The following is a 15,403-nucleotide window of genomic DNA, read 5'->3' on the forward strand; positions in this document are numbered from 1 at the left end:
CGGTTACATTCCGAACCCGGAAGCTAAGCCTCGTAGCGCCGATGGTACTGCAGGGGGGACCCTGTGGGAGAGTAGGACGCCGCCGAACAATCTTTAGTGGGAATGCCCTGCACCCTTATAGGTGTGGGGCATTCCTCAAGCCCCAATAGCTCAGTCGGTAGAGCGTCTCCATGGTAAGGAGAAGGTCTGCGGTTCGATTCCGCATTGGGGCTCCATAGTTTGACAAGAAGGCCCCCGCCTCTGGCGGGGGCCTTCTTGCGTTTTGCCCGCGGTGAGGGCGGCCGGCTGGGCCCAGGTGAACGTGAGGTGGCCGGACGGCGTACAACCCTTGATGCCCGGTGCGGGTCTTGATGGTTGCCGAGCGCGTGAGAATCGCGGCCAACCGCTCGCCATCCCAAGGGGTTTGCCTTGTCCTCCCATAGATTGCACACGTCAGCCGCCGCTGTTGCCGCCGTCGTGATCGCCGTGACGGGGGCCGCCCCGGCGGTGTCCTACGCCGAAGACGCCCCCGCCGGCGCCCGGGCCCTCGACGCCTCGGTGTCCACGCGGGCCGACTTCGACGGTGACGGATATCCCGACGTGGCGATCGCCGCCCCGGGTGGCACCGTCAACGGCCGGGCCGGCGCCGGGTACATCGCCGTCGTGTACGGCATGGCCGACGGCCCCGACGGCGTCAAGCGACAGATCATCAGCCAGGACCGCTACGCGATCCCCGGCACCTCGGAGGCGGGCGACGGCTTCGGCACCCACGTCACGGCGGCCGACCTGGACGGCGACGGGTACACCGACCTGGTCGTCGGCACCCCGGGCGAGGACATCGGCAGTACGCCGGACGCCGGGCTGCACACCGTCCTGTGGGGAGGCGTGGGCGGGCTCGCCACCGCCGCCAACGTCGGCCAGGGCCGGGCGGAGACCCGGGCCGGAGACTTCGACGGGGACGGGCACCTGGACCTGGCGACGGCCTATCAGACGCGGTACGGGCCCTTCACCCGCGACGGCGGCGCGGCCCGCACCGGACCCCTCGTCGACGTCGACGTCCCCGTGTACGCGATGGAAGCCGGTGACGTCGACGGCGACGGTACGACCGACCTCGTGGTCAGCAGCGGTTCCTGGGACTCGGACGATGGAGGGACGATCCCGCCGCCCCGGCTGCGGCTGTTCAAGGGCACGGAGAACGGCCTGGTCGCAGGGGCGTTCATCGCTTCCCCCGATACCGTGTCCGTGGACAGCATCGCCCTCGGCGACATCGACGGCGACGGTCGGCAGGACGTCGTCTTCGGCCGCAGCACGGCGCCGGGCGGCGGTCTGGTGGGTGTCGTCCGGGGCACGGCGAGCGGACTCGCGCCGCGCGCCACCCTGATCGGCCAGGACACCGCCGATGTCCCCGGGACGGGAGAGAGCGGCGACCGCTTCGGAACCGACGTCTCCGTCGGCGATGTCACCGGCGACGGTTACGCGGACGTCGTCGCGGGTGTCCCCGGCGAGGACCTGGGCGAGGTGACCGACGCGGGCAACTTCACCGTCCTGCGGGGAAGCGCGGCCGGGGTCACCGGCACCGGCGCCCAGTCGTTCAGCCAGGACACGGCCGGGGTGCCCGGCACGGCCGAGAACGGTGACCGGTTCGGCAGCCGTACCACCGTCGTCGGTGGGTACGTCGCTGTCGGGGCGCCCGCGGAGAACAGCGGCAACGGGTCCGTCTGGGTCTTCCCCGGCACCGCCGCCGGTCTCACCGCGACCGGTTCCGTGACCTTCGGACCTGGCACACTCGCCGCGCCGATCACCGGCGCCCGTTTCGGTTCCGCGTTCCACCACTGAAGCCCGCGTCATCTCCGCGCTTCATGAGGGGAACTGCCCGGCCGCAGGTCATCACACCTGCGGCCGGGCCGAACACGTCCTAGGCGAGGTGCGGTTCGGGGATGCGGAGGGTGAGGATCGCCATGTCGTCCGAGGCCGGTTCCGCCGCGAAACGCTCCACCGCGCGCAGGATGCGGGACGCGACCGCGCCCGCCGTGAGTCCCGTACAGGTGGCCAGGACGTCCGCCAGGCCGTCGTCGCCCAACATCCTCGTGCCTTCGCGGCGTTCGGTGACGCCGTCCGTGACACAGAGCAGGACGTCGCCCGGATCGAGGGTGATCACCTGTTCGTACAGCTCCAGATCCTCCATGACACCCAGCAACGGCTGCGGTTCCGCCGCCGGTTCGACCGTGCCGTCGGGCCGCAGGCGCAGCGGGAGGGGGTGGCCGGCGCAGACGATCTTGAGGACCGCGCTGCCGTCCTCCTGGGGCCACAACTCCCCGTAGAGCAGGGTGAGGAAGCGGCTGCGGGCGCCCTCGTCGAGGATCGCGGTGTTCAGCCGTTCCAGGACGGCGGGTCCCGCGAAGCCCTCGCGGGCCAGCAGGCGCAGGGCGTGGCGGGCGAGGCCGGTGACGGCGGCGGCCTCGGGGCCCGTACCGCAGACGTCGCCGATGGCGAAGCCGTACGCGCCGTCGCGGATGGGGAACAGGTCGTAGAAGTCGCCGCCCACCTCGTTGCCCTCGCCCGCCGCGCGGTAGATGACCTCGACCTCGACGCCCGGGATCTGGGGGAGGCCCGGGGGCAGCAGGCTGCGTTGCAGGGCCTGGCTGATCGCGGTGCGCTCGGAGTAGAGGCGGGCGTTGTCGAGGGCGAGGGCGGCCCGGCGGGAGAGGTCTTCCGCGAGTTCGAGGATCTCCTGGCGGAAGTGGTCGTCGGAGGGCTTGCCGAGGGTCAGCATGCCGATGACGCGGTTGCGGGCCACCAGGGGCAGGACCACGGTCTCGCCGCCGACGGCGGCCGCGGTCGCCAGGGTCGTACCGATGCCGGAGGAGACCGGCGCGGAGCCGCCGCCCAGCTCCCGCATGGAGGTGCGGAGCGCCGCTTCGTGGGCCGCGGCGGCGGGGGCGGTCCAGATGCGGGCGCCGGGGGTGGGGACCGGTTCCGGCGGGTCGATCTTGGCGAGGAGGGCCTTGAGGCCGTCGATGCGCTCCTCGTCCTCGTGCAGGACGTACGAGAGGTACGGGTCCGAGGACTGGTCGGCGATGGTGTAGACGGCGCACCAGGTGGCGAGGGTGGGGACGGTCATCTGGGCCATGAGGGCCAGGGTCTGGTCGCGGTCCAGGGTGCCGGCGAGCAGGTCGGAGGCTTCGACGAGGAACGACAGGGAGCCTCGGCGGAGGCGTTCCAGCTCGCCGAGGCGGGCGGATTCGACGGCCAGCGCGATGCGGTCGGCGGCGAACTGGAGCCGCAGTGCCTCTTCGTTCGAGTAGCGGCCCGCCGCTTCGGCGGCGACGCCGAGGGAGCCGGTGAGGCGGCCCTCGACCTTGAGGGGGACGGTGACGACGGAGCGCATGCCGGTGCCGCCGAGGAGCGGGACGGCCCCGGGGACGGCGATGAGGTCCTCGTGGACGGCCGGCATGCGCGCGGAGCCGTACCGGCCCGTGCCGGCCTCCACGGGGACGCGGGCGAAGCGCTGGCGGGCGGAGGGGAGGCCGGTGCTGGCCCGTACTTCCAGTTCCGTCTCGTCGTCGGTGGCGAGCAGGAGGAAGGCGGAGTCGCCGTCGAGCATGTCGCGGGCGCGTTCGACGGTGCGCTGGAGGAGGCCGTCGAGGTCGTCGGGGGCGGGGGAGCCGATGAAGACCTCGAAGGGGTCGGCGGCGCGGTTCTCGGAGCCCACCTCCGTGGAGGGGGCGCGCGGCGGCGTCTGGATGACCGCGCGTTCGTGGTCCCGTACGAGGAGGCAGACGGTGGACGGTTCGCCGTGGGTGTCGCGGACCCTGAGGTGGGAGGCGTAGACGGCGATCACCCGGCCGTCGGCGACGCGCATGCCGTAGCTGCCCTCCCAGCGGGAGAGCTGGAGCGCTTCTGCGATGCCGGTGCCGAGGCCGGGGGTGTGCGGCCAGGCCGCGAAGTCGGTGAGGGGTTTGCCGACGACTTTCTCCGCCGGGTGCCCGAAGAGATGTTCGGCGTCCTCGTTCCAGCCGGCGACGGTGCCCGTGGCGTCGATCTGGATGACGGCGACCCGTACGCGTTCGTCGGCGACGGGGAGCATGCTGGTGGGGAGGACGGGGCCGGCGGAGCGGGTGCCGATCGCGCGTTCGGGAAGGTCGAGCTGGAACCAGACCTGTTTGTACGTGGGCGTGTATTCGACGCCCCAGCGGGAGGCGAGGGCCGCGCAGAGGAGCAGTCCCCGGCCGTTCTCGCTGTCGGGGCTGGCGAACGCGTGTCCTGTGCCCTGTATGGGCACCTCGCGCTCGGGGTAGCGGTCGGCGACCTCGACGCGGACCCCGTCTTCCGTACGGAGGCAGAGGACATCGGCGGAGGTACCGGCATGGACCACGGCGTTGGTGACGAGTTCGCTGGTGAGAACGACGGCGTCGTCCACGACGTCGGAGTATCCCCAGCCCTGGAGCGTGTCGCGGACAAAGGCGCGGGCGGTCGCGACGGACCGCCCGACAGGTTCGAAGGTGGCAGCCGCCCGGGCGGTGATCACAGAACTCCTCGTACGCGTGTCGATACCCGGCTCCGCCATGATCGGCCCCGCCCCTCCAGGTGCCCGGTGGTAGTACCTTCGCCACACCACCCCCGCCGGGCGGACCGGGGCGGTTGGACAGCCGGATGCCAGGTTACTTACCTTCACGGTCCGAGCGGATGCCGGTTGCAACTGTTTCCGTCCCCCGGTTGCGGGGACCCTATGCGAAGCTGCCGATCTGTTATGGCCTGGTTGGGCCGGGGTGAAACACTGGGCAGGCTCTTGGAGACGGCCCGGGCAGTACGTTCGAACCCTGCGGGAGGGACACGGTGGAGTCTGGCGTGGCGGCGCGTGGCGTGAACACGCGCGCAAAAGGCGGACGGTCCCGGAACAACGGGGCCACCGAGGTGGACTCGGCGGAGCTGAACAGACTGCTGGCCGCCCTGGTGGCGATGCGTGACGGCAACTTCCGTAAGAGGCTGACGGTCTCCGGTGACGACGAGATGGCGGAGATCGCCGCCGTCTTCAACGAGGTCGCGGACCGGAATCTGCATCTGACCGGTGAGCTGGCGCGGGTGCGGCGCATGGTGGGACGTGAGGGAAAGCTCACGGAACGCCTGGAGACCGGGGCCTGTGAGGGGTCCTGGGCGACGGCCATCGACGCGTCGAACGCGCTGGTGGACGATCTGGCGCGGCCCGTGTCCGAGGTGGGCCGGGTGCTGTCGGCGGTGGCCGAGGGTGACCTGGAGCAGCGCATGGAGCTGCGCTCGCAGTCCGAGGACGGGGCGGAGCGGCCGCTGCGCGGCGAGTTCCTCAAGGTGGCCCGTACGGTCAACAACCTGGTCGACCAGCTGTCCGCGTTCACCGACGAGGTGACGCGGGTGGCGCTGGAGGTCGGTACGGAGGGCAAGCTCGGCGGTCAGGCCAAGGTGCGCGGTATGTCCGGGTCCTGGAAGGACCTCACGGATTCCGTCAACACGATGGCGTACCGCTTGACCGCGCAGGTGCGTGACATTGCTCTCGTCACGACGGCGGTGGCCAAGGGGGATCTGTCCCGCAAGGTCACGGTGCACGTGGCGGGCGAGATGCTCCAGCTGAAGAACACCGTCAACACGATGGTGGACCAGCTGTCGTCGTTCTCCTCCGAGGTCACACGCGTGGCACGGGAGGTCGGCACCGAGGGTGAGCTGGGCGGTCAGGCGACCGTGCCGGGGGTGGCGGGGGTCTGGAAGGACCTCACCGACTCGGTGAACACGATGGCGGGGAACCTGACCAACCAGGTGCGGGGCATCGCCGAGGTCACCACGGCGGTCGCCAACGGTGATCTGTCGCAGAAGGTGACGGTGAGCGCGCGTGGTGAGGTGGCGCAGCTCGCCGAGACGATCAACCAGATGACCGAGACGCTCCGTACGTTCGCGGACGAAGTGACGCGGGTGGCGAGCGAGGTCGGTGCCTCGGGCGTGTTGGGCGGCCAGGCGCAGGTGCCGGGGGCCGCGGGGACGTGGAAGGACCTGACGGACTCGGTCAACACGGTCTTCCGGAACCTGACGACGCAGGTGCGGGACATCGCCCAGGTGACGACGGCGGTGGCGAACGGTGACCTGTCGCAGAAGGTCACCGTCGATGTCGCGGGCGAGATGCTGGAGCTGAAGAACACCGTCAACACGATGGTCGACCAGCTCCAGTCGTTCGGTTCCGAGGTCACGCGGGTCGCGCGGGAGGTCGGGGTCGAGGGCCGTCTCGGCGGCCAGGCCGAGGTGCCCGGTGCGGCCGGGACGTGGAAGGACCTCACGGACTCGGTGAACACCGCGTTCCGTAACCTCACCGGCCAGGTGCGGGACATCGCGCAGGTGACGACGGCGGTCGCCAACGGTGACCTGTCCCAGAAGGTCACGGTCAACGTGGCCGGCGAGATGCTCGAACTGAAGAACACCGTGAACACGATGGTGTCGCAGCTGTCCTCGTTCGCCGACCAGGTGACGCGGATGGCGCGGGACGTGGGCACGGAGGGCCGCCTCGGCGGCCAGGCGCGGGTGGACGGCGTCAGCGGTACGTGGAAGGAGTTGACGGACTCCGTCAACTTCATGGCCGGGAACCTGACCGACCAGGTGCGCCAGATCGCGCAGGTGACCACGGCGGTGGCGCGGGGCGACCTGTCGCAGAAGATCGACGTGGACGCGCGCGGCGAGATCCTGGAGCTCAAGAACACCATCAACACGATGGTCGACCAGCTGTCGGCCTTCGCGGAGCAGGTGACACGGGTCGCCCGCGAGGTGGGTACGGACGGCCGGCTCGGCGGCCAGGCACAGGTGCCGGGTGTCGCCGGGGTGTGGCGCGATCTGACGGACTCCGTGAACGGGATGGCGGGGAACCTGACCGCCCAGGTCCGCAACATCGCGCAGGTCGCCACGGCGGTCGCGCGCGGTGACCTGTCGCAGAAGATCGACGTGGACGCGCGCGGCGAGATCCTGGAGCTGAAGAACACCCTCAACACGATGGTGGACCAGCTGTCGAACTTTGCCGAGCAGGTCACGCGGGTGGCCCGCGAGGTGGGCACCGAGGGCATGCTGGGCGGCCAGGCCGAGGTCCAGGGCGTGTCGGGTACGTGGAAGGACCTCACCCAGTCCGTCAACTTCATGGCGAACAACCTGACCTCGCAGGTGCGCAACATCGCCGAGGTCACGACGGCGGTCGCCAAGGGCGATCTGTCGAAGAAGATCACCGTCGACGCGAAGGGCGAGATCCTCGACCTGGTCACGACCGTCAACACGATGGTCGACCAGCTGCTGAACTTCGCGGACGAGGTCACCCGGGTCGCCCGTGAGGTGGGTACGGAGGGCATCCTCGGCGGCCAGGCCCGGGTGCGGGGGGTCACCGGGATCTGGAAGGACCTCAGCGACAACGTCAACACGATGGCCAACAACCTGACCAGTCAGGTGCGGAACATCTCCCGGGTCTCCTCGGCGGTCGCCAACGGTGACCTGACGAAGAAGGTGACGGTCGAGGCGCGCGGCGAGGTCGCCGAGCTGGCCGACACCGTCAACACGATGGTGACGACCCTGTCGTCCTTCGCCGACGAGGTGACCCGCGTCGCCCGTGAGGTGGGTACGGAGGGTGAGCTGGGCGGCCAGGCGAGGGTGCCGGGCGTCTCCGGTACGTGGAAGGACCTGACCGAGTCGGTGAACTCGATGGCCGACAACCTGACCGGCCAGGTGCGGCAGATCGCCACGGTCACCACCGCCATCGCCAAGGGCGATCTCACCAAGAAGATCGACATCGACGCCCGGGGCGAGATCCTGGAGCTGAAGAACACGATCAACACGATGGTCGACCAGCTGTCGTCGTTCGCCGACCAGGTGACGCGGGTGGCCCGCGAGGTGGGGACGGACGGGCAGTTGGGCGGCCAGGCCCGGGTGCGGGACGTCGACGGCACCTGGCGTGACCTCACCGAGTCGGTGAACGAGATGGCCGGGAACCTGACGCGTCAGGTGCGGGCGATCGCCGGGGTGGCCACGGCGGTGACCCGAGGCGACCTCAGCCTCAAGATCGACGTGGACGCGGCGGGCGAGATCCAGGTCCTCCAGGACAACATCAACACGATGATCGCGAACCTCCGCGACACCACCCTCGCCAACGAGGAACAGGACTGGCTCAAGGGCAACCTCGCCCGGATCTCAGGCCTGATGCAGGGCCGCCGCGACCTGGAGGACGTGGCCTCGCTGATCATGAGCGAGCTGACCCCCGCCGTCTCGGCGCAGCACGGCGCGTTCTTCCTCGCGATGCAGACCGGCGGGGCTCCCCAGGTGGGGTCGGAGGCCGGCAGGGACAGTTCGTACGAGCTGTGCATGCGCGGCAGTTACGGCTACTCGGCGGGCGCGATGCCCACGGCCTTCCGGCCGGGCGAGACGCTCATCGGCACGGCCGCCGAGGAGAAGCGCACGATCCAGGTCAACGTGCCGCCGGGCTATCTCAAGATCTCGTCCGGGCTGGGCGAGGCGTCGCCGGCGCATGTGATCGTGCTGCCGGTGCTCTTCGAGGGGAAGGTCCTCGGCGTGATCGAGCTGGCGTCGTTCCAGCCGTTCACCCAGATCCAGCGGGACTTCCTGAACCAGATCGCCGAGATGATCGCGACGAGCGTCAACACCATCAGCGTCAACTCCAAGACCGAGGTGCTCCTCAAGCAGTCGCAGGAGCTGACGGAGCAGCTGCGGGAGCGGTCGGCGGAGCTGGAGAACCGGCAGAAGGCGCTCCAGGAGTCCAACGCGGAGCTGGAGGAGAAGGCCGAGCTGCTGGCCCGGCAGAACCGCGACATCGAGGTGAAGAACACCGAGATCGAAGAGGCCAGGCAGGTGCTGGAGGAGCGGGCCGAACAGCTCGCCGTCTCGATGCGCTACAAGTCCGAGTTCCTGGCGAACATGTCGCACGAGCTGCGTACCCCGCTCAACTCGCTGCTCATTCTCGCCAAGCTGCTCGCCGACAACGCGGAGACGAACCTGTCGCCGAAGCAGGTGGAGTTCGCGGAGACGATCCACGGCGCGGGGTCCGACCTGCTCCAGCTGATCAACGACATCCTCGACCTGTCGAAGGTCGAGGCGGGCAAGATGGACGTCAGCCCGACCCGGATCGCGCTGGTCCAGCTGGTCGACTACGTGGAGGCGACCTTCCGGCCGCTCACCGCGGAGAAGGGCCTCGACTTCTCCGTACGGGTGTCGCCGGAGCTGCCGGCCACGCTGCACACCGACGAGCAGCGGCTGTTGCAGGTGCTGCGCAACCTGCTGTCCAACGCGGTGAAGTTCACCGACAGCGGCGCCGTGGAGCTGGTGATCCGGCCGGCCGGTTCTGACGTGCCGGACGCCATCAGGGAGCAGCTGCTGGAGGCCGGTTCGCTGCGGGACGCCGACGGGGACCTGATCGCGTTCTCCGTCACGGACACCGGGATCGGGATCGCGGCGGGCAAGATGCGGGTGATCTTCGAGGCGTTCAAGCAGGCGGACGGGACGACCAGCCGCAAGTACGGGGGTACGGGCCTCGGTCTGTCCATCAGCCGGGAGATCGCGCGGCTGCTGGGCGGGGAGATCCACGCGGCGAGCGAGCCGGGGCGCGGCTCGACGTTCACGCTGTACCTGCCGCTGCACCCCAGCGAACTGCCCCCGCAGGGCTATCCGCAGCTGACTCCGGCGGGCATGGACCCGCAGTCGACGCCGGTCTCGATCGCGTCCGCCGCGGCGGAGACGGTCGGGATGGTGCGCCCCGACAGCGGCCCGCTGTCCCCGGACATGTCGGGGCCCGCGGCGCTGTTCCGCCGCCGACGCAAGAACGCGGAGGAGGAGGCGCAGGGCCGCGCGACCGGACAGAGCTACCCGGCGCCCTCGGGGGTGCCGATCGGCCGGGCGGAGACCTGGGCCTCGGGAGCGGCCGGTACGGGCCGGCAGGAGGCGCCACAGCCGCGCCGCGCGTTCGCCTTCACGCACGAGAAGGTGCTGATCGTGGATGACGACATCCGTAACGTCTTCGCGCTGACCAGCGTGTTGGAGCAGCACGGGCTGACGGTGCTGTACGCGGAGAACGGCCGGGAGGGCATCGAAGTCCTGGAGCAGCACGACGACGTGACGGTCGTTCTGATGGACATCATGATGCCCGAGATGGACGGGTACGCGACGACGACGGCGATCCGCAGGATGCCCCAGTTCGCCGGTCTGCCGATCATCGCGCTCACGGCCAAGGCCATGAAGGGCGACCGGGAGAAGGCCATCGAATCCGGTGCCTCCGACTATGTGACGAAGCCGGTCGACCCGGACCATCTGCTGTCGGTGATGGATCAGTGGATGCACAACAAGTGATCAATGTGTGCACGATTCGCCAGGATGTACGGAGCGACTGTGCCCGAGGGCGTGTGAGGGCGCACTATGCGGGGAACCTTCTGGTCTCTCGCGACGTTTCAGTTTCGTGCACAGTGACATCACGGTGACAGGGTGTGGCGACGGGCGGGGTGCGGCTACCATGACCGGCACAAGGACGGACGGCGTAGCGGAGACGTCCCCTGGGACGGCGCCCGGTGCCGTTCCGAGCTCCACGAGCAGGGGACGCCCCATGCCGGGGCGAGGAGGGCGGGCGGCCATGGTGCAGAAGGCCAAGATCCTCCTGGTCGATGACCGGCCGGAGAATCTGCTGGCGCTGGAGGCCATTCTCTCCGCGCTCGATCAGACGCTGGTGCGGGCATCGTCAGGGGAGGAAGCGCTCAAGGCGCTTCTGACGGACGACTTCGCGGTCATTCTGCTGGATGTCCAGATGCCGGGGATGGACGGGTTCGAGACCGCCGCGCACATCAAGCGCCGGGAGCGGACCAGGGACATCCCGATCATCTTCCTCACGGCGATCAACCACGGCCCGCACCACACCTTCCGGGGGTACGCGGCGGGCGCGGTGGACTACATCTCGAAGCCGTTCGACCCCTGGGTGCTGCGCGCCAAGGTGTCCGTGTTCGTCGAGCTGTACATGAAGAACTGCCAGTTGAAGGAGCAGGCCGAGCTGCTCAGGCGGCAGCTCGCCGGGGCGGGCGAGGTCAGGGAGCCCGGCGGGGTGCTGGCCGAACTGTCCGCGCGGCTCGCCGCCGTCGAGGAGCAGGCGGAGGCGCTCTCCAAGCAGCTGGACGACGACTCGGCCGACGCGTCCGCCGTGGCGACGGCAGCGCACCTGGAGCGCAAACTCACCGGCCTGCGGCGGGCGCTGGACGCGCTGGAGCCCGGCGCCGGAAGCGGTCCCGCCGCCCTCCCCTCACAGAACTGACCTGCGCCGTCCGGTTCGTACGCCGGCTGAGGGCGTGTCAGATCCGGTACGGCCCTGCTCTCGCGGCCCGGCCGACACGATCGGGTGAAGCGGTGGGCACACGTGTCCGCGGGCGTCCACACCGGTAACCTCACCACCATGGCCTCACGTACGTCCGGCAAGGGCTCCCAGGACACGGCGGGCACCGCGAAGCCGCGCGCCGGCCGTACGACCGGCGCCGCGAAGGCGGCGCCCGCGAAGAAGACGGCGGCGAAGAAGCCCCCGCCCCCCAAGAAGGCACCGGCCAAGAAGGCCCCCGCCAAGAAGGCGGCCGTCCGGCCCGTACCAAAACCCGCGCCGTCCCCCACCGGGGGCGTGTTCTGGCTCGTACGGTCCCTCTGGCTCGGCATGGCCCACGGGGTGGGGGCGGTCTTCCGCGGCATAGGGCGGGGCGCGAAGGGGCTCGACCCGGCCCATCGCAAGGACGGGGTGGCGCTGCTGCTCCTCGGCATCTCCCTCGTCATCGCGGCCGGCACGTGGTCGAACCTGCAAGGGCCGGTCGGCGACCTGGTCGAGATGCTGGTCACCGGCGCCTTCGGCCGCCTGGACCTGCTCGTGCCGATACTGCTGGGCGCCGTCGCCGTGCGGCTGATCCTGTACCCGGAGCGGCCCGAGGCCAACGGACGGATCGTCATCGGGCTGTCCGCGCTGGTCCTCGGCGTGCTCGGTCTTGTCCACATCGCCTGTGGCGCGCCGGGCCGCGGCGAGGGCACCGAGGCGATGCAGGACGCGGGCGGCCTCATCGGCTGGGCCGCCTCCAAGCCGCTGATCTTCACCATGGGCGAGGTCCTCGCCGTACCGCTGCTCCTGCTGCTCACCGTGTTCGGCCTGCTGGTCGTCACCGCCACCCCGGTCAACGCCATCCCGCAGCGGCTGCGGCTGCTCGGCGCCCGGCTGGGGATCGTAGGCCCGCCGCCCCCGGCGGCGGTGGACGACCTCGGTGAGGGGGAGTACGAGGACGACGAGCGGTACGAGGACCAGTGGCGCGAGGCGCTGCCGCCCGGCGCACGCGGGGCGGGCGCACGCCGGGGCGCGCCGGTCGCGCACGATCCGCACCGGGCCGAGGCCGAGGCGCTCTCGCGCCGCCGACGTCGCCGGGGCGCGGGGGAGAACGGACTGGGCCGGCCCATGGACGCCGTCGACGTGGCGGCCGCCGCGGCCGCGGCGCTGGACGGAGCCGTCCTCAACGGGATGCCGCCCTCGCCGGTCGTCGCGGACCTCACCCAGGGCGTCTCGGTGACCGGTTCACGCCGGCGCGGGGAGCGGTCGGAGGAGGACGCGCGGGACGGTCACGGCGTACACGACGGGCAGGATGGCCAGGACGCTCAGGGCGGCCCGCGGGACGGCTCCCCGGACACCGCCGAGGGGGAGGCGCCCGCGGAGCGCTCCGTGCCCGTACCGACGGCGCGTGCGGGCCAGCGCCCGCTCCCCGTCGTCGCCGACCTGACCAAGCCCGCGCCCGCCGAGGACCGGCCGCTGCCGCCCCGCGCCGAGCAGCTCCAGCTCCGCGGGGACATCACGTACGCGCTGCCCTCGCTCGACCTGCTGGAGCGCGGCGGCCCCGGCAAGACCCGCAGCGCCGCCAACGACGCCGTGGTCCACTCCCTCACGAACGTCTTCATGGAGTTCAAGGTCGACGCGACCGTCACCGGCTTCACCCGGGGCCCGACGGTCACCCGTTACGAGGTCCAGCTCGGCCCCGCCGTGAAGGTCGAGCGCATCACGGCGCTCGCCAAGAACATCGCCTACGCCGTCGCCAGCCCCGACGTGCGGATCATCTCCCCGATCCCCGGCAAATCGGCGGTCGGCATCGAGATCCCGAACTCGGACCGCGAGATGGTCAACCTGGGGGACGTGCTGCGCCTCGCGGACGCCGCGGAGGACGACCACCCGATGCTGGTCGCGCTCGGCAAGGACGTGGAGGGCGGCTACGTGATGTCGAACCTGACCAAGATGCCCCACCTCCTGGTCGCCGGCGCCACCGGCTCCGGAAAGTCCTCCTGCATCAACGGCCTGATCACGTCGGTCATGGTCCGGGCGACCCCCGAGGACGTCCGGATGGTCCTGGTAGACCCCAAGCGCGTCGAGCTGACCGCGTACGAGGGCATCCCGCACCTGATCACGCCCATCATCACCAATCCCAAGCGGGCCGCCGAGGCGCTCCAGTGGGTCGTACGGGAAATGGACCTGCGCTACGACGACCTCGCCGCGTACGGCTACCGGCACATCGACGACTTCAACGCGGCGGTACGGGCGGGCAAGATCAAACTGCCCGAGGGCAGCGAGCGCGAGCTGTCGCCGTACCCGTACCTCCTGGTCATCGTGGACGAGCTGGCCGACCTGATGATGGTCGCGCCGCGTGACGTGGAGGACTCCATCGTCCGCATCACCCAGCTGGCCCGCGCCGCCGGCATTCATCTGGTGCTCGCCACCCAGCGGCCCTCGGTGGACGTCGTGACCGGTCTGATCAAGGCGAACGTGCCCTCACGGCTGGCCTTCTCGACCTCCTCGCTGGCCGACAGCCGGGTCATCCTCGACCAGCCGGGCGCCGAGAAGCTGATCGGCAAGGGGGACGGGCTCTACCTGCCGATGGGCGCCAACAAGCCCACCCGTATGCAGGGCGCCTTCGTGACCGAGGACGAGGTCGCGGCGATCGTCCAGCACTGCAAGGATCAGATGGCACCGGTCTTCCGCGAGGACGTCGTGGTCGGCACGGCGAAGAAGAAGGACATCGACGAGGACATCGGCGACGATCTCGACCTGCTGTGCCAGGCGGCCGAGCTGGTCGTGTCGACACAGTTCGGCTCGACCTCGATGCTCCAGCGGAAACTGCGTGTCGGATTTGCCAAGGCGGGCAGGCTCATGGATCTGATGGAGTCTCGGAACATCGTCGGCCCCAGCGAGGGTTCCAAAGCGCGCGATGTCCTGGTGAAGGCGGACGAACTGGATGGCGTGCTCGCCGTGATCCGCGGGGAGTCTGTTGTGTAGGGCCGGACCGTACCGACCTCCAAGGACGCCTCGCGGACCCCTGTGGGGCTTCACAGTGAATTTCGGAGGGAAATGGAACGCAACCGTTTCCCCTGGCCACACGTCAAGTTGGAGTGAGGGAGTGCATGATGTCCCTCACTCCGCCACTCAGACGCCGCGAGGCCATTCTGATGGCGTACAAAGTGCATCCGCCCGGTTGCCCCACCCTTTCGTACCACCCATAGACTGAATGTCCAGCAGGTGGCTACACGCTCGAAAGGCGCCCCCGTGTCCATCGGCAACTCTCCCGACGGCAATGACCCCGACGGTACCTCCCCCCACGACGACCGGCCCACGATCGGTCAGATCCTCCAGCAGGCGCGCGTCGCCGCGGATCTGACGGTCGACGAGGTCAGCGGCTCGACCCGGGTGCGCATCCCCATCGTGCACGCGATCGAGCAGGACGACTTCTCCCGCAGCGGCGGCGACGTCTACGCCCGTGGGCACATCCGCATGCTCGCCCAGGCGGTCGGGATCGATCCCGAGCCCCTGATGGAGCGGTTCGACGCCGACCACGGCGGGCGTCCGGTGCCCACGCCGGCGGCCCCGCTGTTCGAAGCGGAACGGATCCGGCCGGAACGGCGCCGCCCGAACTGGACCGCCGCCATGGTCGCCGCGATCGTCGCGGTGGTCGGGTTCGTCGGTTTCACCGCGTTCAACGGCACCGAGAACAACGGCAAGACGAAGACGGCCGCCGAGGGCCCCAAGCCCGCCAAGACCAACGCCAAGCCCACGGCCACCAAGAGCGCCGACCCCAAGCCCGTCCCCTCGGACAGCGCCATCGCGGCGGCGCCGCGCGACAAGGTGACCGTCAGGCTGTCGGCCGTGGACGACAAGAGCTGGATCTCCGCCAAGGCGCACAACGGAAAACTGCTGTTCGACGGGCTCCTCCTCAAGGGTCAGTCGAAGACCTTCCAGGACGACGAGCAGATCGACCTGATCCTCGGCAACGCCGGGGCCACCGAGCTGTTCGTCAACGGCAAGAAGGTCAGCGACGCGTTCGAGTCCGGGCAGGTCGAGCGGCTCTCGTACACGCAGGGAGACCCCGAGGTCGGCTGACCGACC

The 15,403-nt window shown here is 70.1% G+C and carries 6 protein-coding genes, 1 tRNA gene and 1 rRNA gene; 7 read left to right on the forward strand and 1 reads right to left on the reverse strand.

Annotated features, from left to right (window positions below):
• From rrf to ACIO1C_RS28875, 3 genes are all read left to right on the forward strand, one after another.
• Nucleotides 1-88 (forward strand): 5S ribosomal RNA (rrf, locus tag ACIO1C_RS28865); the annotation flags it as partial.
• Nucleotides 89-139: 51 nt separating this feature from the next.
• Nucleotides 140-215, forward strand: a tRNA-Thr gene (locus tag ACIO1C_RS28870).
• 208 nt (nt 216-423) lie between these two features.
• Entirely contained in the window at nt 424-1,815 is a 1,392-nt protein-coding gene (locus ACIO1C_RS28875; RefSeq protein ID WP_401868716.1) for an FG-GAP-like repeat-containing protein, read from the forward strand.
• 79 nt (nt 1,816-1,894) lie between these two features.
• Here the strand turns inward: ACIO1C_RS28875 and ACIO1C_RS28880 are convergent, their stop codons facing one another.
• Complete coding sequence (locus ACIO1C_RS28880) at nt 1,895-4,546, reverse strand: SpoIIE family protein phosphatase (protein WP_401868718.1); 2,652 nt, start codon at nt 4,544-4,546, stop codon at nt 1,895-1,897.
• A 392-nt stretch (nt 4,547-4,938) separates the two neighbouring features.
• On the opposite strand from ACIO1C_RS28880, the gene ACIO1C_RS28885 reads away from it, so the two are divergent.
• The 4 genes from ACIO1C_RS28885 to ACIO1C_RS28900 all read left to right on the forward strand — a co-directional run bounded on the left by ACIO1C_RS28885 (nt 4,939) and on the right by ACIO1C_RS28900 (nt 15,397).
• Entirely contained in the window at nt 4,939-10,326 is a 5,388-nt protein-coding gene (locus ACIO1C_RS28885) for a HAMP domain-containing protein (protein ID WP_401869187.1), read from the forward strand.
• A gap of 277 nt (nt 10,327-10,603) precedes the next feature.
• On the forward strand, nt 10,604-11,272 hold the full coding sequence (locus tag ACIO1C_RS28890; RefSeq protein WP_161311384.1) for a two-component system response regulator: 669 nt from the start codon (nt 10,604-10,606) through the stop codon (nt 11,270-11,272).
• A 138-nt stretch (nt 11,273-11,410) separates the two neighbouring features.
• On the forward strand, nt 11,411-14,299 hold the full coding sequence (locus ACIO1C_RS28895; protein ID WP_401868720.1) for a DNA translocase FtsK: 2,889 nt from the start codon (nt 11,411-11,413) through the stop codon (nt 14,297-14,299).
• Nucleotides 14,300-14,566: 267 nt separating this feature from the next.
• Nucleotides 14,567-15,397, forward strand: a complete 831-nt coding sequence (locus ACIO1C_RS28900) for a helix-turn-helix domain-containing protein (protein ID WP_401868723.1) — start codon at nt 14,567-14,569, stop codon at nt 15,395-15,397.
• Nucleotides 15,398-15,403 lie beyond the last annotated feature (6 nt).

The sequence above is a fragment of the Streptomyces sp. NPDC087420 genome, from assembly GCF_044744165.1.
Lineage (GTDB): Bacteria > Actinomycetota > Actinomycetes > Streptomycetales > Streptomycetaceae > Streptomyces.

Excerpts from the sequence above, each read along its gene's own strand:
- ACIO1C_RS28880 (WP_401868718.1), bottom strand. The coding sequence starts at position 4,546 with ATGGCGGAGCCGGGTATCGACACGCGTACGAGGAGTTCTGTGATCACC.
- ACIO1C_RS28885 (WP_401869187.1), top strand. The coding sequence starts at position 4,939 with ATGCGTGACGGCAACTTCCGTAAGAGGCTGACGGTCTCCGGTGACGAC.
- ACIO1C_RS28890 (WP_161311384.1), top strand. The coding sequence starts at position 10,604 with ATGGTGCAGAAGGCCAAGATCCTCCTGGTCGATGACCGGCCGGAGAAT.
- ACIO1C_RS28895 (WP_401868720.1), top strand. The coding sequence starts at position 11,411 with ATGGCCTCACGTACGTCCGGCAAGGGCTCCCAGGACACGGCGGGCACC.